Source organism: Thermobacillus xylanilyticus, from assembly GCF_907165215.1.
Taxonomy (GTDB): domain Bacteria; phylum Bacillota; class Bacilli; order Paenibacillales; family Paenibacillaceae; genus Thermobacillus; species Thermobacillus xylanilyticus.
In genome coordinates this window covers 66,978-87,399 of the sequence record NZ_CAJRAY010000001.1, presented here as the reverse complement: position 1 = coordinate 87,399, position 20,422 = coordinate 66,978, and the positions used below count along the sequence as shown (strand labels likewise).

The 20,422-nt window shown below is 60.6% G+C and carries 18 protein-coding genes; 9 read left to right on the top strand and 9 right to left on the bottom strand.

Annotated elements, in window-relative coordinates; all coding sequences use genetic code 11:
- Nucleotides 1-115 precede the first annotated feature (115 nt).
- The 4 genes from KJQ12_RS00360 (at nucleotide 116) to KJQ12_RS00345 (ending at nucleotide 5,627) form a co-directional block, all read left to right on the top strand.
- Nucleotides 116-2,005: a site-specific DNA-methyltransferase gene (locus KJQ12_RS00360; RefSeq protein WP_213483015.1), complete on the top strand. Its 1,890-nt coding sequence runs from the start codon at nucleotides 116-118 to the stop codon at nucleotides 2,003-2,005.
- 15 nt (nucleotides 2,006-2,020) lie between these two features.
- Nucleotides 2,021-4,720, top strand: coding sequence for a restriction endonuclease (locus KJQ12_RS00355; protein ID WP_213483014.1), 2,700 nt, complete (start codon nucleotides 2,021-2,023; stop codon nucleotides 4,718-4,720).
- 174 nt (nucleotides 4,721-4,894) lie between these two features.
- Nucleotides 4,895-5,377: a nucleoside deaminase gene (locus KJQ12_RS00350; RefSeq protein ID WP_015253108.1), complete on the top strand. Its 483-nt coding sequence runs from the start codon at nucleotides 4,895-4,897 to the stop codon at nucleotides 5,375-5,377.
- 58 nt (nucleotides 5,378-5,435) lie between these two features.
- Nucleotides 5,436-5,627: a DUF423 domain-containing protein gene (locus KJQ12_RS00345; RefSeq protein ID WP_213483013.1), complete on the top strand. Its 192-nt coding sequence runs from the start codon at nucleotides 5,436-5,438 to the stop codon at nucleotides 5,625-5,627.
- A gap of 18 nt (nucleotides 5,628-5,645) precedes the next feature.
- Here the strand turns inward: KJQ12_RS00345 and KJQ12_RS00340 are convergent, their stop codons facing one another.
- The gene (locus tag KJQ12_RS00340; protein WP_015253095.1) at nucleotides 5,646-6,110 is read right to left on the bottom strand and encodes a winged helix-turn-helix transcriptional regulator; all 465 of its coding nucleotides are present in this window, start codon (nucleotides 6,108-6,110) and stop codon (nucleotides 5,646-5,648) included.
- Between the two features lie 81 nt (nucleotides 6,111-6,191).
- Between KJQ12_RS00340 and KJQ12_RS00335 the strand changes: the two genes are divergently transcribed.
- Complete coding sequence (locus KJQ12_RS00335) at nucleotides 6,192-7,049, top strand: DinB family protein (protein WP_213483012.1); 858 nt, start codon at nucleotides 6,192-6,194, stop codon at nucleotides 7,047-7,049.
- 51 nt (nucleotides 7,050-7,100) lie between these two features.
- Here KJQ12_RS00335 and KJQ12_RS00330 read toward each other — a convergent pair whose 3' ends face one another.
- The 7 genes from KJQ12_RS00330 to KJQ12_RS00300 form a co-directional block, all read right to left on the bottom strand.
- Nucleotides 7,101-7,496 carry an NINE protein gene (locus tag KJQ12_RS00330; protein WP_213483011.1) on the bottom strand — a complete coding sequence of 132 codons (396 nt, stop codon included), beginning with the start codon at nucleotides 7,494-7,496 and terminating at the stop codon, nucleotides 7,101-7,103.
- Nucleotides 7,497-7,668: 172 nt separating this feature from the next.
- Nucleotides 7,669-7,842 carry a TM2 domain-containing protein gene (locus tag KJQ12_RS19800; protein ID WP_342344769.1) on the bottom strand — a complete coding sequence of 58 codons (174 nt, stop codon included), beginning with the start codon at nucleotides 7,840-7,842 and terminating at the stop codon, nucleotides 7,669-7,671.
- A gap of 165 nt (nucleotides 7,843-8,007) precedes the next feature.
- Entirely contained in the window at nucleotides 8,008-9,057 is a 1,050-nt protein-coding gene (locus tag KJQ12_RS00320) for an ABC transporter substrate-binding protein (RefSeq protein WP_015253088.1), read from the bottom strand.
- A 30-nt stretch (nucleotides 9,058-9,087) separates the two neighbouring features.
- Nucleotides 9,088-10,056 (bottom strand): galactofuranose ABC transporter, permease protein YjfF, encoded by a 969-nt coding sequence (gene yjfF, locus KJQ12_RS00315; protein ID WP_213483010.1) that lies wholly within the window; start codon nucleotides 10,054-10,056, stop codon nucleotides 9,088-9,090.
- Complete coding sequence (locus KJQ12_RS00310; RefSeq protein ID WP_213483009.1) at nucleotides 10,049-11,089, bottom strand: ABC transporter permease; 1,041 nt, start codon at nucleotides 11,087-11,089, stop codon at nucleotides 10,049-10,051. Before KJQ12_RS00310 ends, yjfF begins: the two co-directional genes overlap by 8 nt.
- Before the next feature lie 4 nt (nucleotides 11,090-11,093).
- Entirely contained in the window at nucleotides 11,094-12,602 is a 1,509-nt protein-coding gene (locus KJQ12_RS00305; RefSeq protein ID WP_213483008.1) for a sugar ABC transporter ATP-binding protein, read from the bottom strand.
- Nucleotides 12,603-12,803: 201 nt separating this feature from the next.
- On the bottom strand, nucleotides 12,804-13,856 hold the full coding sequence (locus KJQ12_RS00300) for an ABC transporter substrate-binding protein (protein WP_015253084.1): 1,053 nt from the start codon (nucleotides 13,854-13,856) through the stop codon (nucleotides 12,804-12,806).
- A gap of 237 nt (nucleotides 13,857-14,093) precedes the next feature.
- Between KJQ12_RS00300 and KJQ12_RS00295 the strand changes: the two genes are divergently transcribed.
- Genes KJQ12_RS00295 through KJQ12_RS00285 form a run of 3 tightly spaced genes read left to right on the top strand, consistent with a single transcriptional unit; the run spans nucleotide 14,094 to nucleotide 18,047 of the window.
- Nucleotides 14,094-15,935 (top strand): sensor histidine kinase, encoded by a 1,842-nt coding sequence (locus tag KJQ12_RS00295; protein ID WP_213483007.1) that lies wholly within the window; start codon nucleotides 14,094-14,096, stop codon nucleotides 15,933-15,935.
- On the top strand, nucleotides 15,919-17,037 hold the full coding sequence (locus KJQ12_RS00290) for a response regulator transcription factor (protein ID WP_244860328.1): 1,119 nt from the start codon (nucleotides 15,919-15,921) through the stop codon (nucleotides 17,035-17,037). The genes KJQ12_RS00295 and KJQ12_RS00290 overlap by 17 nt, the downstream gene beginning before the upstream one ends.
- Nucleotides 17,034-18,047: a sugar ABC transporter substrate-binding protein gene (locus tag KJQ12_RS00285; RefSeq protein ID WP_213483005.1), complete on the top strand. Its 1,014-nt coding sequence runs from the start codon at nucleotides 17,034-17,036 to the stop codon at nucleotides 18,045-18,047. The genes KJQ12_RS00290 and KJQ12_RS00285 overlap by 4 nt, the downstream gene beginning before the upstream one ends.
- 93 nt (nucleotides 18,048-18,140) lie before the next feature.
- On the opposite strand, the gene KJQ12_RS00280 is transcribed toward KJQ12_RS00285, so the two are convergent.
- Nucleotides 18,141-18,530, bottom strand: a complete 390-nt coding sequence (locus KJQ12_RS00280; RefSeq protein WP_213483004.1) for a VOC family protein — start codon at nucleotides 18,528-18,530, stop codon at nucleotides 18,141-18,143.
- Between the two features lie 220 nt (nucleotides 18,531-18,750).
- On the opposite strand from KJQ12_RS00280, the gene KJQ12_RS00275 reads away from it, so the two are divergent.
- Nucleotides 18,751-20,379, top strand: coding sequence for an MFS transporter (locus KJQ12_RS00275; protein ID WP_213483003.1), 1,629 nt, complete (start codon nucleotides 18,751-18,753; stop codon nucleotides 20,377-20,379).
- Nucleotides 20,380-20,422: the final 43 nt, after the last annotated feature.

Genomic DNA, 20,422 nt, shown 5'->3' with positions numbered 1-20,422 from the left:
CATTTTCCTGCAATTCGGAAACGGTGTAAATGCCCGGGCGTCAGGCGGACAGGGAATCCCGGTCCGGGCAGCGAAAGATATTAGATCATCGATTCCAGACGAAACGGAGCCGATCATGAAGAAACTGACCATGCGAACGTCCGACAGGACGCAGGCCAATATAGACAAAATCGCGGCGCTGTTCCCCCATGTCATCACCGAAGCGGTCGATGAAGAGGGCAGCGTGGTGCGGGCGGTTGATTTTGACCTGCTGAGGCAGGAACTGTCCGGCGCGCTGGCGGAAGGGGAGAAGGAGCGGTATCAGCTGACGTGGCCGGGGAAGCGGGAGGCGGTCCTGAACGCGAACGTGCCGACCGACAAGACGCTGCGCCCGGTCAGGGAAGACAGCGTGGACTGGGACCGGACGCGGAACTTGTACATCGAAGGCGACAACCTGGAAGTGCTGAAGCTGCTGCAGGAGTCGTACCTGAACAAGATCAAGTGCATCTACATCGATCCGCCGTACAACACGGGGCGGGATTTCATCTACAAGGACAACTTCCGGGGAACGGTCCGGGAATATCTCGCGGAGTCCGGGCAGGTCGACGAGCTCGGCAACCGGCTCTTCCAGAACACCGAGGCCAACGGCCGGTTCCACAGCGACTGGCTCACGATGATGTACGCCCGGCTCAAGGTGGCGCGGAATCTGCTGCGGGAAGACGGCGTCATCTTCATCAGCATCGACGACCACGAAGCCGCCAATCTGCGCGCGATTTGCGATGAAATCTTCGGGCACGGCAACTTCGTCGCCACGATCATCTGGGAAAAAGTGTACAGCCCCCGCATGGACGTCACCGGTTTCTCCACTTCCCACGACTACATCCTCTGCTATGTGAAAGGCGATATCGCGGGACTCAAGCGGGAGCCGTTCGAGCAGAACGTCCGGCAGTTCAACCATGTGGACGAAGCGACGGGGCGGCGCTACCGGAGAAGAAGCATCCGGAAGGAAGGGAGCAACTCGCTCCGTTCGGATGCGCCGAATTCGTTCTTCCCGCTGGAAGCGCCGGACGGCACGCTCGTGTATCCGATCAAGCCGGACGGGACAGAGGGCTGCTGGCGCTGGAGCCAGGAGACTTACGAGGAGAACGTCAGGCAGGGGCTGGTCGAGTGGGTAAAGACCGAAGCGGGCTGGCAGGTGTACGCGAAGCAGTTTCTCGACGAGGGAGCGACAAAGCCGCCGGAGACGATCTGGCACCACAAGGAAGTGGGACACACCCACGGCGCGGCGGAAGAGCTGAAAAGTCTGCTGAACGGGCGATTCTTCGACAGTCCGAAACCGAAAGAGCTGATCATGAAAATGCTGACGCTCGCGACGGAGAAGGATGAAGAACATATCGTCCTCGACTTCTTCTCCGGTTCCGCCACGACGGCTCACGCGGTGATGGAGCTGAACGCGCGGGACGGCGGCAACCGCAGATTTCTTCTCGTCCAGCTGCCCGAGCCGACGAACGAGCGGTCCGAGGCGCGCAAGGCCGGCTACCGGACCATCTGCGATATCGGCAAAGCGCGGATCCGCCGCGCGGCGAAGAAGATCCGGGAAGTGACGGGGGCCGGCATCGACTACGGCTTCCGGGTGTTCCGCGTCGATTCGTCGAACATGAAGGACGTCCGGCATGCGCCGGACAAGCTCACGCAGGCCGACCTGTTCGATCTCGCCGCAAGCATCAAGGAGGACCGCACAGGGGATGATCTGCTCATCCAGGTCATGCTCGAGCTCGGCCTGGAGCTGTCGCTGCCGATGGAGACGCGGCGGGTGGACGGGAAGACGGTCCACCTCGCCGGCGGGAACGTGCTTGCCGCCTGCTTCGATGACGATGTGCCGGAGTCCGTCATCCGGCAGATGGCTTCCATGCGCCCGCAGCACGCCGTCTTCCGCGACAGCGGCTTCGCGGACGACGCCGCGCGCATCAACGTGGAGGAGCTGTTCAACCTGCTCTCTCCCGGAACGGACATTCGGGTGCTGTAAGGCGGTGTACGAGCGGTGAAAATCAGGTTCAAGCAGCAGCCGTTTCAACTGGATGCGGTGCGAAGCATTGTCGATTGCTTCGCGGGGCAGCCGTACGCGCCATCCGCTGGTCCGGATGCGCGGAACCGTCCCGTCATGCTCCCGGACGAAGACGTGCTGCGGAACATGCAGGCGGTGCAGCGGCGCAATGGACTGCCGGTCTCGGAACGGCTGGAAGGCCGGTACAACCTGACCGTGGAGATGGAGACCGGCACCGGCAAGACCTACACGTTCATCCGCACGATGTTCGAGCTGTACAAAACGTACGGATGGAGCAAATTCATCGTCGTCGTGCCATCCGTTGCGATCCGCGAAGGCGTGCTGAAGACGTTCCGGATGACGGAAGACCATTTCATGTCCGTGTACGGCATGAAGGCGCGGTATTTCGTATACAACTCGAAACAATTGCATCACATTGGGAAATTCGCCGGCGACGCCGGTCTGAGCGTCATGATCATCAACGCGCAGGCCTTCAACGCGCGGGGGCGGGAGGCAAGGCGGATTTACATGGAGCTCGACGATTTCGGCAGCCGCCGGCCGATCGACGTGCTGGCGGACACGCGGCCGATCCTGATCATCGACGAGCCGCAGTCCGTTGAAGGCGTGAAGACGCGGGAATCGCTGAAGGCGTTCAACCCGCTGCTTACCCTGCGCTATTCGGCGACGCACCGCGAAGACTACAACAAGGTCTACCGCCTGGACGCGCTGGACGCCTACAACCTGAAGCTGGTGAAGAAGATCAGCGTGAAGGGGATTTCGCTGAAGGGCATCGGCGGATCGGACGGCTATTTGTACCTCGAAGGCATTGAGGTGAGCGCGGACCGGGCGCCGGCGGCCCGGCTGGAGTTCGAGGCGAAGACGAAGGCGGGCGTGGTCAGGCGGACGCGTCTGGTCAGGGTCGGCGACGATCTTCACGCGTTGTCCGGCGGCCTCGCGCAGTACAAGGGGTACAAGGTATCCGAGATCAACGGACGTGACGGCAGCATCCGCTTCATAAACGGCGTCACGCTGCATGCCGGCGACGTGCAGGGGGATACCGGAGAGCTGCATCTTCGCCGGATTCAGATCCGGGAGACGATCAAGTCGCATTTCGCGAAGGAGCGGGCGCTTTTCCCGCAGGGAATCAAGGTGTTGTCGCTCTTTTTCATTGATGAGGTGGCGAAGTACCGGCAATACGATCGGGACGGCGCGGAGCGGAACGGCGTTTACGCCGACATTTTCGAGGAGGAGTATGCGGCGATGCTGGCCGAAGAGCTGGGCAGGCTGGCCGGCGACGATCCGTATGCCGGTTACCTGAAGCGAATCCGGGTGAAGGACACGCACAAGGGATACTTCTCGATCGACCGAAAAAGCAACCGCATCATCGATCCGAAACGAACGGCCGGAGACGCCGACTCCGATGATGCCGACGCGTACGATCTGATCATGCGGGACAAGGAGCGGCTGCTCAGCCTGGCGGAGCCCGTGCGGTTTATTTTCTCCCATTCGGCGCTGAAGGAGGGTTGGGACAACCCGAACGTGTTCCAGATCTGCACGCTGAAGCACAGCGATTCGACGATCAAGAAGCGCCAGGAGGTCGGACGGGGGCTCAGACTCTGCGTCAACCAGGACGGGGAGCGGATCGATTCGGGCGTGCCGGGCATCGACGTCCATGACATCAATGTGCTGACCGTCATCGCCAGCGAATCGTACGAACAGTTCGCGCGGCAGCTGCAGCGCGAGATCGCCGAGGCGCTGTCCGGCCGTCCGGGTGCGGCGGACCGCAGCGCTTTCCTGGAGCATGTGGCGGAGAACGAACGCCTCCGCCATTGCGCAGCCGGGGAGGCGAACGACGACTTCCACAGGCGGGAGTTCCTCAAGCTCTGGAACCGGATCAACCGGAAAACGGGCTGTACCGTCCGGTTCGACTCCGGCGAATTGATAAGAAAATGCGTGGAGGCGCTGGACAGCCGTCTTCAGGTGCCGGCCATCCGGTATACCGTCCGGCATGGCGAGATGCGGCGCATCGCGTCCCGGGAGCAATTGGAAGCGGGGGAAGCGTTCCGGGCGCGGGAAGCCAAGGATGAGGCGGCGGACGTGCAGCCGCTGTCCGGGGTGAAAATGGACCTGATCGGCAGACTGACGGAGGAGACGAAGCTGACGCGGAAGACCATTGCGGCCATCCTGACGGGAATCGGGGAGCCAACGTTCCGGCAGTTTCGCCTGAATCCGGAGGAATTCGTGCTCCGCGCCGCGAGGCTGATCAACGAGCAGAAGGCGGCGGCGGTCATCGAAGCCGTCACGTACGATGCGCTGAACGACCGGTTCGAAGCGGGCGTGTTTACGAAGCGCGAACTGTTCGGGCAGCCGGAGGACGGGGCGCATCCGGCCGCGCAAGCGCCGGTTGCGGGCGGCGAGGTGCTCGTGTACGACAAGCTGCCGCGGGGGTTCTTCATCCCGACGCCGATGGGCCGTTACCATCCCGACCGGGCGATCGTGTTCCGGGAAGGCGATGTGAGGCACATCTGCTTCATTGCGGAGACGAAGGGCTCGCTGGAGTCGCTGGAGCTGCAGGGTGCGGAGCGGGCGAAGATCGAATGGGCGCGGAAGGTTTTTGCGAAGCTGAACACCGGGCAAGTGAAGGTCGATGCGGCGGACAGTTACGGGAAGCTGCTCGCGATCCTGAAGCCGTCGTGACGGAGAAAACGGCGCTCGTGGGGCCGTCCGGCGCAGGGAAAACCGCCGATACTGATGTTCGACGAGGCGACCAGCTCGCTGGACAACGAGAGCGAACGGGTCGTGCAGGCTTGCGAACGAATCATCGTGCCGGCGTGAGATGGAGGATGACTTTTGATCGAAGGAGGCGGCGACATGATCACGGAGACGGACATGAAGCATTTGCGGCGCTGTGTCGAGCTCGCAAGGATCGCGCTGGAGAAGGGCGATGAACCGTTCGGTTCGGTTCTGGTATCGGCCGAAGGCGAGGTGTTGTTCGAGGACCACAACCATGTGGCGGGAGGGGATCATACGCAACACCCGGAATTCGCCATAGCCCGCTGGGCGGCTCAGCACATGACGCCGGAAGCGCGCGCCCGGGCCACCGTCTACACCTCCGGGGAGCACTGCCCGATGTGCGCCGCCGCCCACGGCTGGGTCGGCCTGGGCCGGATCGTGTACGCCAGCTCGTCCCGGCAATTGGCCGAGTGGCTGGACGAATGGGGAGTTCCGCCGTCCCGCGTAAGGAACTTGCCCATCCAGGAAGTCATCCGCGACGCGCAAGTGGAGGGACCCGTTCCCGAGCTGGCGGAGCAGGTGCGCGAGCTTCACCGGCGGCTCCACGCGGACAAACGCTAAAAATGTGGAGAAGGCTTTGGCGCCGGAAGGCGCGAGCCGGAGGAGGAAGGAACGACGGATGGAAACGTTCATTGCGCTGGGCGGCATCCTGATGGCGATTGCGGTCGCGCTGGGCGCGTTCGGCGCGCATGCGCTGAAGGATAAGCTGCAGCGGGACAAACTCGCCACATTCCGGACGGGCGTGCAATATCATCTCATTCACGCGCTGGGCCTGATCGCGGCCGGCATGCTGGCCGTCGGTGTGTTGTAGTTGGGTGAAGCGGACAGGTTAGCGGGCTTTCAGCCGGTCCATCACATTGTCCGGGCCGGCGAACACGGAACCTCCGTTTTTGACGGTGTCCCGGATCAGTTGGATCAGGCGGTCCTTGTCCATGCGGACTTCGCGCAGCCATGCGGCCGCCTCGGCTGTTTCGGGTTCATATTTGGCCCCCCAGGCAGACAACTCCAGCAGAACAGGGATAAAATCCAGTCCGGCGTCCGTCAGTTCATACAAATCCTTTCTTCCGTCCGTGGGATGGGGCTTCTTCGTGATCAACCCCAGTTCTTCCAGACGAGCCAGACGGCTGGCCAGGATGTTCCTCGCGATCTTCTCATCCGAGGCCAGGAACTCCCCGAATGTTCTTTTCCCCGCAAAAACGATATCCCGGATGATGAGCAGCGTCCACGAATCCCCGACCACTTCGAGCGAAAAGGCGATCGGGCAATTGGAACGACGTTTGATGGTTTTTCTCATGGCGTTGCTCCTTGACTGATGTGCCATAGCTTCATTATACTCAAATCAGTTTCAAAATGCAACTGAAAGGGGCGGGCGGAAATGCATTATCTGTTCGTTTACCATGGCGGTGTCGTTCCCGAAGATCAGGCGGAGCAAAACATCAGCGACCTGTGGAACTGGCTGGACAACCTGAAGGCAAGAGGATATGAGAAAGTGCGGTTTGCCGGATTCGGACGGAAGACGGTTTCCCCGCATGCTGTAGAGGACTATCAAGGCGACATTTTTGGGGTGTCGGTGATGGAAGCGGAATCTTTGGAAGAAGCGGTCTCACTCACGACCGATTGGCCCGAGCTGCAATACGGCGGTAAGATTGAAGTATTTGAAGCGCTGGCCGCGGACTACCCCCGCTCAAGTTCGGATGCCCATATCCTCAACTTGTTTGCCGATGTCAGACGGCAAATTCTGGATACTCTGCACGGGCTGCCTGCGGACAAACTTGACCATATTCCCCCGGGATTCCGAAACAACATGCGTTGGCAAGCCGGACATGTGCTCACGGTAACCGACGAGTTGATCTTTCAATTTTCGGGAGCCGGATCCCGCATTCCCGCGGAATATAAAACCTGGTTCGCATCAGGAACGGATCCGTCAGGCTGGAGTGATGCGCCCCCGGAAATCGATGTGCTGCTGCGGCGGCTGGAGGGACAAATGGCGGAGATCGGCGATGCATTCGAAGGCAGGCTGACGCACCCCGTTGCGGATCAAAGCAATTTTCTTCAGGCAAAAACCGTCGGCGAGCTCTTCCACGTATTGATTGCGCACGAAAGCCTGCACCTGGGTATGATTCAAGCGATGGCTAAAAATTTTGTAAAAAAGCAAGCCGCAGACGAACAAGAAGGAGGAGCTCACCATTCCGGACATATCGATGCCAGACCGGGCGACGTTGCCGAAAAGTAAAAGGGGCTTCGACGCCGCAGTCGAAGCTCCCTTTTTTATGGATTCACGAAATCAGGACTGCCTTGGTCCGGTCAACTTGCGAATAATCTCGGCTTCCCGCGCCTCGTTCCACTCTCTGACCATGCGGGGCATGATGAACAGATCGACAATGATCCAGATGAACAGTGCCAAGCCGGTCAGGAGCATGATGACGAGGAAAATGATAGCCGGGGCGTTCCATTCCTCATCGACGCCGCTAAAGGCGGCAGCGGTAAAATAGCTGAATGCGGCTGCCAGGAAAAGGATCAACTGTATAGTGCCGCTTACATACCGCTTCAGATAGAATCGGTGGACTCCCAAGTGTCCGCCCAGCAGCATGAAATACGCGAGCGCGAGCGATTTCTCGGCGTGCCGCATTTCCGATTGCAGCACGAGAAGCTGTTCCAGCGTCAGGTCGCGCTTGTTCATGTCATCAGAAGCTGTTCGGAGCCGGCGGACCTTGGTGGGCGATCATTTGCGAGACGAGACGATACTCCAGCTCGCGGTTGTGATCCTTTACCCAGGTATGTACCAGGAAGGCATCCACGATCCACCAGATGGTGGTGACGATCAGCCCGATAAGCGTGATGCTCAGAATGAGCTAGGCGATCGCGGAGCCTGTCTTCTTCATATAGAACCGGTGACCGCCCAATATACCGAGGAAGTACCACAGCACGTAGGCGAGAATCATGTTCTTCCCCTGGTTTCTGACTTCTGAATCCACGATCATGAGTTGTCTGGCGTCGAGCCGGCTCTTCATTACGACCAAATCCATCCCATGGATCACCCCGGATACCGGATTAAAAATTTTAATATTAGACAGCTTATCAAAATTGTCAAATTTTGACAAGCGTCTGCTTTTTTCGTCAGCAATCGACGGAATCGGGGGTGCGGCCGCCGAGCCGGCAAGCAGCGGAGAAGATAAAGCCGGTATCGCCTCCTAATATTGTCGATTGGCCACTTCCTTCTCCGCGAGCACTTCGGTGAACACACTTTCCGGCGGGACGATCCGCTTCGGCAAGGTGCGTCCCTCGTAGATCTCGCGGACGGCCTGCATCAGAATCGGACCGAGGAGCGGATTGCATTCCACCACGCAGTTGATTTTGCCCTCCGCCATCATCTCGAACGCTTTGCGCGTGCCGTCGACGGAAATGATGACGATGTCTTCTCCGGGCTTCAGGCCGAATTCCTCGATGGCTTCGATGGCCCCGAGCGCCATGTCGTCGTTGTGGGCGAACAGCACATCGATGCCGCCGCCGCTTTCCCGCAGAAACCCGCGCATGACTTCGGCTCCTTTGGCCACCGTGAAGTCGGCCGGCGCGGAATAGGCGATCGTCATGTCGGCGCGCTCCCGGATGACGTCCCGGAAGCCTCTGCCGCGCTCGATGGACGGCGAGGAGCCTTCCGTGCCCTGAAGCTCCGCGATGACGACGGGCCCGGGATCGTTGCGCTTCTTGTCCAGCAAATATTTCCCCGCCTTGCGGCCTTCTTCGTAGAAATCCGCGCCGATAAACGTCACATACAGGGACGGATCGCTGATCTGGACGGCGCGGTCGGACAGAATGACCGGGATGCCGGCCTGTCTGGCCTCGGTCAAGATGTCTTCCCAGCCCGTCTCGATGACCGGCGCGAAGGCGATCACATCCACTTTCCGCTCAATGAAGCGGCGGATCGCTTCGATCTGCTTCTCCTGCGACTGTTCCGCATTGTCGAACAGCAGCTCGATGCCGGCCTCCTTCGCGGCTTCCTGGATCGATCGCGTATTGGCGTTGCGCCAATCGCTCTCGGAGCCGAGCTGCGAGAAGCCGAGCACGATCTTGTGCTTGTCCGCGGCGACCGTATCGGACGGGAGATCGGGGATGCGGGAATCGATCGTCTCCGGCTGCTCCTCGCGCGGCGCCGCCGCTTCACGGTTGCAGCCCGCCAGCATCGCAAGGCACACGAGCAGCAGGTTGAAACAGGCAAGTGCCGTTCGGCTTGACCGCAGCAATCGAATCCCCTCCCCAAATCCGATTATATCTTACACAGACTGGCTCCGCGTAGACCGCGCGGTGAAGACCCGCTGCAGCAGAATAAAGAGAAACAGCAGCAAGCCGATGACCATTTTCGTCCACCAGGAGCTGAGCGTGCCTTCGAACGTGATGATCGTCTGGATGACGCCCTGGATCAGGACGCCGAAGAACGTGCCGATGACATAGCCGGAGCCGCCGGTCAGCAGCGTCCCTCCGATCACGACCGCCGCGATGGCGTCCAGCTCCAGGCCGACGGTATGCAGCCCGTAACCCGACAGCATGTAGAACGTGAACACGACGCCGCCCAGGGACGAGCAGAACCCGCTGAACGCGTAGACGAGCATTTTCGTCCGGCCGACCGGAAGCCCCATCAGCACCGCCGACGACTCATGACCGCCGATCGCATAAGTGTTGCGCCCGAAGCGGGTGTAATGCGCGAGATAGACGGCCAGCGCCACGACCAGGAGGGCGATGACGACGCTGATCGAGATGAAGCTGCCGCCCGGCAGGCGGATTTTCGCGAGCGCCATATGCGTATAGAACGGATGGCTGATCGTGATCGTATTGATGCTGATCACGTAGCACAGCCCCCGGGCGAGAAACATGCCGGCCAGGGTGACGATGAACGGCTGAATCTGAAAGTAATGAATGATCGCGCCCATCATCCAGCCGAACAGGATGCCGACGGCAAGCACCAGCGGAATGACGGCCGCCGGCGGCCAGCCGGCTTCCGTGATCAGGCTGGCGGACAGCATCGTGGTCAGCGCCACCACGGAGCCGACGGACAGATCGATGCCGCCCGACAGGATGACGAACGTCATGCCGACGGCCACGATGAGCAGGAAGGCGTTGTCGATCAGCAGGTTCATGAACACCTGCAGCGAGAAAAATCCGGGATACCGCAGCGAGCCGGCCAGAAACATCAGGATGAACAGCCCGATGGTGACCAGCAGCGGGACATATTTGCGATCAACCATGTCTGCTCACCTCCTGTCCGGATGCTGCAGGGCTCCATGGAATGCCGCGCGTCAGTGAACGGCGGAACGACGGCGATTGGATCAGACAGACGGCCAGGACGACGAACGCCTTGACGACCAGTGTGATTTCCGGGGGAACGCCCAGCATGTAAATCGTGGTCGTCAGCGTCTGGATCAGCAGCGCCCCGGCCAGGGTGCCGGTCAGCGAGAACCGGCCGCCGCTCAAGGAAGTCCCGCCGATGACGACGGCGAGGATGGCGTCCAGTTCAATCCACAGCCCGGCGTTGTTGCCGTCCGCGCTCGAGACGTTCGAACTGGTGATCAGCCCGGCAATGCCGGCGCACAGCGCGCAGAACATGTACACCGCAAGCAGGATCGAGCGGGAACGGATCCCGGCGAGCCGGCTTGCCGTCGGGTTGCAGCCGATCGCCTCGATGAACATGCCGAGCGATGTCTTGCGGGTCATCCACGCGGCGAAGAGAAAGACCGCGGCGGCCAGATAGACGGAGAACGGAAGGGTCATGAGCCATCCGGCGCCGATGAAATTATACGGCTTGCTCGTCACCGTGATGATCTGCCCGCTCGTGATGAGCTGCGCAATGCCCCGCCCGGCGACCATCAGAATGAGCGTCGCGATGATCGGCTGGATGCCCGCGCCGGCCACCAGCAGTCCGTTCCACAGGCCGAGGGCGATGGAGACGAGCAGCGCGAGCAGGACGGCGGTGAGCACCAGGCTCAAGGCATGCTGGTCGTCGCCCCGGCTGATGGTCAGGCAGGCCATCGCGCCGGAGATCGCGACGAGCGACCCCACCGACAGATCGATCCCCCGTGTCGCGATGACCAGCGTCATCCCGATGGCGACGATGGCCAGGGGGGAGCCGAAGTTCAGAATGTCGATCAGACTGCCGTACAGATGGCCGTTCTGGTAGCGGATCGCGAAAAACTCCGGTTTGAAGATCAGGTTGAGCAAGAGCAGCAAGCCGAACACGGCAAGCGGCCAGAACAAAGGTTTGTTCCACCAACGGACACTCATGGCGTCATCCTCCCGCGATGGCCTGCATAATGGTCGTCTGTTGGATGTCGTCACCGGTTAAGTGCCGCACATGCCGCCGGTCGCGCAGGACGGCGATCCGGCTGCTGACGCGGACGACTTCTTCCAGCTCGGAGGAGATGAAGAGCACGGCCATCCCTTCTCTGGACAAGGACAGGACCAGCTTCTGAATCTCGGCTTTGGCGCCGACGTCAATGCCCCGCGTCGGCTCATCCAGAATGAGCAGCCGGGGATTCATGAGCAGCCAGCGGGCGAGCATCACTTTCTGCTGGTTGCCGCCGGACAGATTGCGGATGAACTGTTCGGGATCGGGCGGCTTGATGTCGAGCGCCCGGATATATTCGTCGGCGATTTCCTCCTGCCGTCTGCGGGACAGCGCGCGGAACCAGCCGCGATGGGCCTGCAGCGCCAGAATGATGTTCTCCCGCACGGTCAAATCTTCAATGATCCCCTCGCTCTTGCGGTTCTCCGAGCAGAAGGCGATGCCCCGGTCGATCGCTTTGCGCGGCGAGTCCAGCCGTATCTCCCGGCCCTCGATGACGAGCCTTCCCTGATCGGCGCGGTCGGCGCCGAACAGCAGCCGGGCCGTCTCCGTCCGCCCCGATCCGAGCAGCCCGGCCAGTCCGACGATCTCGCCGCTGCCGATCGTCAGATCGAACGGCTCCACGCCGCCCTTGCGTCCCAGCCCGGATGCGCGCAGATAGGGCGGCTTCGCCTCGCCCGGCGCGGCGGTCCGTTTCGGCATGCCGCCGAGAAGCTCCAGATCCTTGCCGATCATCTTCTGCACCAGCTCCACGCGGGGCAGTTCATCGGTCAGGTATTCGCCGACGAACCGTCCGTTCCGCAGAATCGTAATCCGATCGGACACTTCATAGACCTGGTCGAGAAAATGGGTGACGAACAGGATGGCCAGCCCTTGCTTCTTGAGATGGCGCATGACCTCGAACAGCTTGTTCGTCTCGTCCCGGTCGAGGGAGGAGGTCGGTTCGTCCAAGATGAGCAGCCGGGCCGAAATGTTGAGCGCGCGGGCGATCGCGACCAATTGCTGAACGGCGACAGAATAGGTGTCCAGCGGCTTGGTCACGTCGAGCTTCACGTTGAGCCGTTCCGCAAGCAGCGCCTCGGCTGCGCGGTTCATCGCTTTCCATGAAATCTTGCCGAATTTCCGCGGCTCCCGGCCGATGAAGATGTTCTCGGCCACGGACAGGTTCGGACACAGATTGATTTCCTGATAGACCGTGCTAATTCCGGCCTGCTGCGCTTCGAGCGGACTCCGCAGATGCAGCGGCCTGCCCTCCCATTCCACCGAGCCTTCGTCAACGGGATAGACGCCGGTGAGCACCTTGATCAGCGTCGATTTGCCGGCGCCGTTCTCTCCCATCAAGGCGTGCACTTCGCCGGCGAACATCCGGAAACGGACGTCATTCAGCGCGTGGACGCCGGGGAACCGCTTGTGGATGCCGAACATTTGCAGGATCGGTCGGTTTTCGCTCATGCTGCCGCCCCCTTGTCAGGAATTGAAGCAAGCAAAAACGGCTGGCGCCGTCCTCATGGGCGGACGCATCCGTTTTGCGGTGAAAGATCAGCCGATGACAGGCGTGAGACTTGTAAATGCTTATCTTTGAACAAAGCCACCCCGCCCCCGTGCGGGGGTTGGGGCGGCCGATCGTTGTGCTGATGCCGGTCGGCAAGCGGATCAGTATTTCCGGTCCGGCAGGGCGGCCTTCGCTTCTTCCGAAGTGAACGTCCCTTCCTCGGTGACGATCCGCTTCGGCACTTCCTTGCCTTCCACCACCGCTTTGACGGCGTCCATCAGCTGCGGCCCGAGCAGCGGGTTGCACTCCACAATGAAGTTGATCTTGCCGTCCGCCGCCGCCTGCATGCCGTCTCTTACCGCGTCCACCGTAATGATGATGATATCTTTGCCCGGAACGAGGCCGGCCGCTTCGATGGCCTGGATCGCGCCGAGGCCCATGTCGTCGTTATGGGCGTACAGCACGTCGATGTCCTTGTGCGCCTGCAGGAACGACTGCATGACTTCCTTGCCTTTCGCGCGGGTGAAGTCGCCGGTCTGCGAAGCGATGATTTTGAGGTTCGGGTTCTCCTTGATGACCTCTTCGAACCCGGCCTTGCGGTCGATCGCGGGAGCGGAGCCTGTCGTTCCCTGCAGCTCGACGATGTTGACCGGTTCCGTCGCGTCCTTGAACTGCTCCAGCAGCCAGCGCCCGGCGCGGCGCCCTTCCTCCACGAAGTCCGAGCCGATGAACGAGACATACAGCGATTCGTCTTCCGAATCGATCGCGCGGTCGGTCAGAATGACGGGGATGCCGGCTTCCTTCGCTTCCTGCAGCACCGTCTCCCACCCCGATTCGACGACCGGCGAGAAAGCGATGACGTCGACCTTCTGCTGGATGAACGAACGGATGGCCTTGATCTGGTTCTCCTGTTTCTGCTGCGCGTCGGAAAATTTCAGCTCGATGCCGGCCGCGGCCGCCGCTTCCTTGATCGATTCCGTATTGGCCGTGCGCCAGCCGCTCTCGGCGCCGACCTGGGCGAAGCCGAGCACAATCTTCTTGCCTGCCGGGGGTGTCGGCTCATTCGGCGTCTCGGAGCCTTGTGATGCATTCGTGGAAGCGGGCTTGTTGTCTCCGCCGCCGCCCGTTCCCGAATTTTTGCTGCCGCCGCCGCATGCGCTGATGACCAGACAGACGGCGAGCAGCAGAATCGGCATGATTTTCCGTGTTTTCAAATGGGTCAACCTCCCTCAATGAACATCCTCGTACGAGGCACATCCCCATCTTAACCGCTTTCAAATTTCGAAAATATGGAGGATGAAAGGAGTTTGTTTCGCATTTTTGGGAAGTTGGAGCGCGAGGGGACGGAAATGTTTTTTATTTTGTTGAAAGGGTGGAATTTTTTATTGCTGCATACGCTTACAACCTGTCCTGGTATAAAATACAGGTAGTTGACAGGCGGGGGAGAAGGAATGGGACCGGGCATGAAGAAGGTGTCGCAATGGATTTTGTCCAGTCTGCGGGTCAAAATGCTTGCCATGTTCGTGATGCTGACGATCGTTCCGCTGATCGCCGTCGGCATCGTGTCCTACCAGAAATCGTTCCGAACGATCTCCGAACACAGCAAGGCTTCCTTCCTGCTCACCGCGGACCGGCTGGCCCGGGACATCGATGTGCTCTTTCAGGATACCGCGCGTCTGCTCGAGTTGGAAAACCACCAGGCCGTGCTCCGCTTCCTGTTCTCCCAGACCGATTCCTACGCCGATGCGAAGGACATTCTGCAGGCGTTCGACCTCTACCGCAAGACGTACCGAAATGACAGCGTGCTGAACATCTCCATGGTCAATCTGTACGGCCGGGGCATCAGCGAGCGGCGGGGGGTGTTCGCCCTGAACCAGAATCCGCTCCGCAACCCGCATTTTCAATATTTGATGAACGCGCCGGACGAGGTGCTGATCGTTCCGCCCGACGAGATGCTGCCCCAGGACCGGCTGGACGGTTTTCAATACGATTCGGAGCATGTCGTGTCGATCATGACGACCGTCAGGCAGCGGATTACCCGCGAGGTGATCGGCTTTATCGTGATCGATTTGGACGCGGATACGGTGCTGCGCTATATCCGGGATGCAATGGCCGGACATGCGGGGTATTTCTATGTGGCGGATTCTGCCGGCAAGCCGCTGTTCGCCGCGGACTCGTCTTATGCGCATCTCCTTCCGTCCGCCGCCGATCTTGCGCCGCGATTGGACCGGAAGTCGGACAGTTTCGTGGAAGACGGACCTGACGGGCAAATCTTCATCACATACACGACCTCGGCGGATACCGGCTGGAAAATGATCGGCATCGCGCCTCTCCGCGAGATCGCCAAGGATGCCCGCGAGATCCGGCGGCTCATCTTCCTGAGCGTCGGACTGAGCATCGTGTTCACCATCGGCCTCTATGTCTACCTCACCTCGCGGCTGACCCGGCCGATCCAGATTTTGAAACACAAGATGCGCAAGGCGGCTTCGGGGTTCTTCGAAGTGAAGGTGAGGCCCGCCGGCACGGATGAGCTGGCCGATCTCGGCAACAGCTTCAACATCATGATCGAGCAGATCCGCATGCTGATGGAGCGCAGCATCCGCGAGCGGGAACAGGTCCGGAAGGCGGAGCTGCGCACGCTGCAAGCGCAGATCAACCCCCATTTCCTCTACAATTCGCTCGATTCCATCGTATGGATGGCGGAAGCGGGGAAGAATCGGGAAGTGATCCGGCTCGTGCAGGCGCTGTCCCGTTTTTTCCGCATCAGCCTGAGCAAGGGGCGGGATCTCATTTCGGTCGGGGAAGAAGTGGAGCATGTCCGCAATTATCTGGTCATTCAGCAGATGCGCTATTCCGACATCCTGGATTACGAGATTGACATTCCGCAGGAATTGCGGGCCGTACCGATTCTGAAGATGACGCTGCAGCCGATTGTGGAGAACGCCTTGTATCACGGCATCAAGAACAAGCGGGGCAAGGGGCGGATCCGGATCTCCGGCGCTTCCGATCAGGACCGGACGATCCGGCTTTCGGTCGCGGACAACGGCATCGGCATGAGCGCCGGAAAACTGGCCGAGCTTCGCGGTCTGCTGGACGATCCCCTGGTGCCGCAGGGGGAAAGCGAGCCCGACAGCGGATTCGGACTGCTCAACGTGCAGCGGCGCCTTCGTCTGTATTACGGCCCGCAATACGGCATTGTGCTCGACAGCAGGGAAGGCGCGGGCACGACCGTAGAGATCACGATTCCGGTTCAAGGGGGGACGCACCTTGAAGAAAGTGTTCCTGGTGGATGACGAGATTGTCGTTCGCGAGAACATGCGAAACTGCATCGATTGGGAGAAGGAAGGGTTTGTGTATTGCGGGGATGCGCCCGACGGCGAGCTGGCGCTGCCGCTCATCGAGAAGCTGAAGCCGGACATTCTGATTACGGACATCCGGATGCCGTTCATGAACGGTCTGGAGCTGAGCGCGATCGTCCGCAAAATGCAGCCGGGCATCAAAATCATCATCCTGAGCGGCCACGATGAATTCGAATACGCCCGGCAGGCGATCCGCATCGGAGTCGAGGACTATTGCCTGAAGCCGGTCAGCGCCGAAGACATCATCCGGGTGCTCCGGGTCATCAGCGCCAAGGAAGAGGCGAGCGAAACGCATCGGTCCCTGCCTGCCGGCCGGATCGACCTGCTGGGACACGAATCGCTGGATTATCCGCTCAGCCTCGACCGGGAAGGGTTTGTGGAATTTCTGAAGGTCGGTTCGCCGGAGCAGAAGGAACTGCACATCCGGCGTTTCGCGAAGGATCTGGAGAATGTCGATTGGGAGTCGTCGCTGTACGGATTTTTCCTGCTCCACGACCTGACGCTCACCATATTCCGGGAAGCCGGGGAGCAGTACGGCGAGCAGGTGCGGCCGGACGACTGGCTGCCGGAGATGAAGAGCCGGATCAGCGCCATCCGCTCATGGGAGGCGGCCTGCGAGTACCTGGATCAGCTCGCCGAGCTGTTCTGGCATTGGCGCTCGCAGTCCAGCGACCGCTACAGCGTCCTGATTGCCCGGGTAAAGCAATTTGTGCAAGAGCATTACGGGGACGAACGGCTGTCCCTGCATGACGCGGCCAGACATGTCAATGTCAGCCCCAGCCACCTGAGCAAAGTGTTCAGCCAGGAGACCGGAACGACGTTCATTGAATATGTGATGGAAACCCGGATCAAGAAGGCGATGGAGCTGCTCTTGTCGACCAAAGCGAAATCGTATGAAATCGCCTGCCGGGTCGGGTACCAGGATCCGCACTATTTCTCCAACGTGTTCAAACGGTTGACCGGGATGACGATCCGCGATTTTCGCAAGCGGGGCAAGGCGGGGCAGCCGGTCGTCCAGAGGAGCGGGCATTCGTGAACCGGCATATGGCGAAGCGGGCGGTGAGGAAAACGGGAACGGCCGCGCTGGCCGCAGTACTGCTGGCGGCTGCGGCGCTCGCCGGCTGCCGGGAGCCGGCGCCTTCCCGCGAGAGCGTGTCCGCCGCAGCCGAAGCGGAAGTGATGCCGCGGCGCACGTTCGGCATCATCTACCCGATGGCGGATGTCTATTATGAGGCGGTGACGGAGAGCGCGGCCCGGGCGGCGGAATCGGCGGGCGTCCGGCTGATCATCAAGGCGCCGGACGAAGCCAATCTGGAGCAGCAGATCCGCATGATGGAGACGATGATCAAGCAGGGTGTGGACGGGATCGCCATCAGTCCGATCGATTCGGAAGCGCTCGGGCCGCTGATCGACAAGGCGGCGGAGGCGGGGATTCCCGTCATCTGTTTTGAATCCGATGCGCCGGACAGCCGGAGAGTTTCTTATATCGGAACGGACAACATCCAGGCAGGGGAAAGGATGGGACGAGCCATTGACGGGCTGCTGAAGGGACGCGGCATGGTGCTCGTGTCCACCGGGCAGTCGGACAGCCTGAATTTGCGCGAACGGTTGGAAGGGTTTCTCGGATACATCCACCGTGAGACGAATATTGACGTGCTGGAGGTTCGTTATCATCAGGGCGTTCCCGAGCAGGCGCTGGCGGATCTGGAAGGGATGATCGACGATCACCCGCATTTCGACGCCTTCGTCGCCCTGGACTTCGTATCCGGCGCCGCATCCATTCTGGTATGGAAAGCGATGGGATTGAACCGGTACGCGCTGACCTTCGGCCTGATGCCCGAAATCGCGGAAGCGGTTCGCAACGGTCAGATTACGATGGCGGTGTCCCTGAATGAACACCGCTGGGGAGCCTTGATCGTCGAACATCTGCTCAAGGCCTGCGAAGGGGAGGAGATCCCGGAATTTCTGGATACCGGGATATCGCTGGTTGACATTCATGCGATTGAATCAGGGGAGGGGATGGTCGAGACCGAGCCTTCGGATTGACAGGGCGGGATTCCGAGGCTGCATCGCAGGTTGGCATACCCGCGTCGTCGTGAGCGCGGGGGGCAGGGCGGCACCCGGAATCCCGAAGCCCGATCAACGCTGGAAGAACTCGATCCACTCGTTCTCCGGACCGTAGATGAAGAAATACCGGTGGCCGTTCGGCAGCGTGGTGATCGTGTCGAAACCGGGAATGAAGGACACATCCAGCTGCTTGATGCGCGCATATTCGGCTTCGATATCGTCCACGTTGAATGCGATGTGATGCACTTTGCCTTCCGTCGGCAAGCTGTCGTTGTACCCCTGGATCAGTTCAACCTCCGTCCCGTCGGATCCGCCGAAACCGAGAAAAGCAAGCTGAAGCACGCCCTTCGTATGCGTGAAGCGGCTTTTCACCTCGAGCCCGACAACCTCCGTGTAGAAACGAATGCTTGCGTCCAGATCCTTCACCATGACACCGACATGGTCAATCCGTTTGCCCGCCATGAAGACGCCCTCCTAACAGGATGTACTGGTTACCCCTATCTTAAGAATTCAAATATTTAGTAGTCAAGTATGAATTGTCGGAATAGCGACAAAACCGCTTTGATTATGAATAACCCTTGATGTAAAATAGCATTATATTTGAAAGTAACGCTTGTGTCACATTGGGATCACGCAATCTGGAACGGGCTTTTTCATCATACTGTGGAAAGGGTGAGCCGGCTTGGGCAAACCGCAAACCTCGCATTTCTGGTCGCTGCTGCTGTTCGCTGTCGGCGTCTTCATGGCGCAGCTCGACAATGGCATCATCAGCTCGGCGCTGACCACGATTAACCGGCATTTTGACGTATCGGACAACTGGGGAGCCTGGGGCGTCACGATTTACACGCTGGGCCTGGCGATCAGCCTGCCGATCGTCGGCAAGCTGTCCGACCGCTACGGCCGCAAGCGGCTGTTCATCGTGGAGATTGTTCTGTTCGGTCTCGGCTCCCTGTTCGTGGCGCTCAGTCCGACGTTCGAGCTGTACCTGGCGTCGCGCTTCATCCAGGCGCTGGGCGGCGGGGGCATTTTCATCATCGGCAATTCGCATATTTTGAGCACGGTTGAGCCCGACAAGCAGGCGAAATACCTGGGAATGCTCGGCGCGATGAACGGGGTTGCGGCCATTCTCGGTCCCAACATCGGGTCTTTCCTGCTCGACTGGACCGGAAACTGGCACATCCTGTTCCTGATCAACGTGCCGATTGCCGCCGCGCTGTTCATTCTGGCCTTCCTGCGGCTGCCGGAATCGGCGGACCCCGGCACGGGACGGCTGGATCTGACCGGAACCGTTATCCTGTCGCTTGCCATTCTGTCGCTGATGTACGGCCTCACCAACATCGACGTCGACTTCTGGGCAAGCTTCAGGGAATGGGATGTAACCGGGTTTATCGGCTTGGGGCTCGTCCTGTTCATCGTGCTGTTCCTGTACGAGTCGGTGCTTGAGCGCCGCAAGAACGGCGATCCGATCCTGCCGCTCTATCTCATCCGGCAGCCCCGCTACCTGATGGTGCTCGTCATCGGCATGCTGTCCGGCGGCATGCTGGCGGCCATGATTTTCATCCCGGGGTTCACCGAGAATGTGCTCGGCATCCCGGCGGAGAAGTCGGGCTACTGGATGACGCCGCTGGCGCTGGCGTCGGGCGTGGGCGCCGGCATGGGCGGCGTGCTGGTGGCCAAGCGCGGGCCCATATTCGCCGTCGTGCTGTCCGGCATCCTGACGCTGATCGGATTCGTATTGTTCCCGCTGTGGATTGACGCGAAGTGGCAGTTCATCGTCTCCAGCATGGTGGCCGGCGTCGGCATCGGGGTCATCCTGGGCGCGCCGCTGAACATTCTGGCGACCGAAGGCTTGCGGGCGAACAAGGGCACCGCGCTGGCGTCGCTGTCGCTGCTGCGCCAGATCGGCATGACGATCATGCCGACGATCTATGCCGGCTTCATCGCGCGCGGCTACAACAATATCGGCGAACTGTTCAGGACGGACTTCCGGAACATTCTGAATGAGAATGTGGAACAGGCGAATCTGTCCCAAGAGGCGCTGGACGAACTGGCGGCCATCGGGCGGCAGATGGCTTCCGGCGGAGGGGAGGCGGCAAGCCCAGGCCAGATCCAGGACATCATCGGCTCGGTGCAGGACCCGGCTTTGCGGGACGTCATCGCCGACAGCGTCGCCGAGGTGACGAGATTGGCGGCGGAGAACGGCTACGGCGGCCTGTACTGGTCGGCGGCCGTGCTGGGCGTGCTCGTCATGCTCGCGGCATTCGTGCTGGCGCCGATGCGGAGGAAGGTGGCGGCTTCGTCCGCGGAATGAGCATAAGAAAAGGGCATCCCCGAACGGGGAACATTCCGCAGCC

Bases quoted from the DNA above. Each gene is read 5' to 3' on its own strand.
- KJQ12_RS00345 (WP_213483013.1), top strand. From the start codon at position 5,436: ATGGAAACGTTCATTGCGCTGGGCGGCATCCTGATGGCGATTGCGGTC.
- yjfF (WP_213483010.1), bottom strand. From the start codon at position 10,056: ATGGTTGATCGCAAATATGTCCCGCTGCTGGTCACCATCGGGCTGTTC.
- KJQ12_RS00330 (WP_213483011.1), bottom strand. From the start codon at position 7,496: ATGAACAAGCGCGACCTGACGCTGGAACAGCTTCTCGTGCTGCAATCG.
- KJQ12_RS00295 (WP_213483007.1), top strand. From the start codon at position 14,094: ATGGGACCGGGCATGAAGAAGGTGTCGCAATGGATTTTGTCCAGTCTG.
- KJQ12_RS00310 (WP_213483009.1), bottom strand. From the start codon at position 11,089: ATGAGTGTCCGTTGGTGGAACAAACCTTTGTTCTGGCCGCTTGCCGTG.
- KJQ12_RS19800 (WP_342344769.1), bottom strand. From the start codon at position 7,842: ATGGATTTGGTCGTAATGAAGAGCCGGCTCGACGCCAGACAACTCATG.
- KJQ12_RS00340 (WP_015253095.1), bottom strand. From the start codon at position 6,110: ATGAGAAAAACCATCAAACGTCGTTCCAATTGCCCGATCGCCTTTTCG.
- KJQ12_RS00280 (WP_213483004.1), bottom strand. From the start codon at position 18,530: ATGGCGGGCAAACGGATTGACCATGTCGGTGTCATGGTGAAGGATCTG.
- KJQ12_RS00360 (WP_213483015.1), top strand. From the start codon at position 116: ATGAAGAAACTGACCATGCGAACGTCCGACAGGACGCAGGCCAATATA.
- KJQ12_RS00335 (WP_213483012.1), top strand. From the start codon at position 6,192: ATGCATTATCTGTTCGTTTACCATGGCGGTGTCGTTCCCGAAGATCAG.
- KJQ12_RS00350 (WP_015253108.1), top strand. From the start codon at position 4,895: ATGATCACGGAGACGGACATGAAGCATTTGCGGCGCTGTGTCGAGCTC.
- KJQ12_RS00305 (WP_213483008.1), bottom strand. From the start codon at position 12,602: ATGAGCGAAAACCGACCGATCCTGCAAATGTTCGGCATCCACAAGCGG.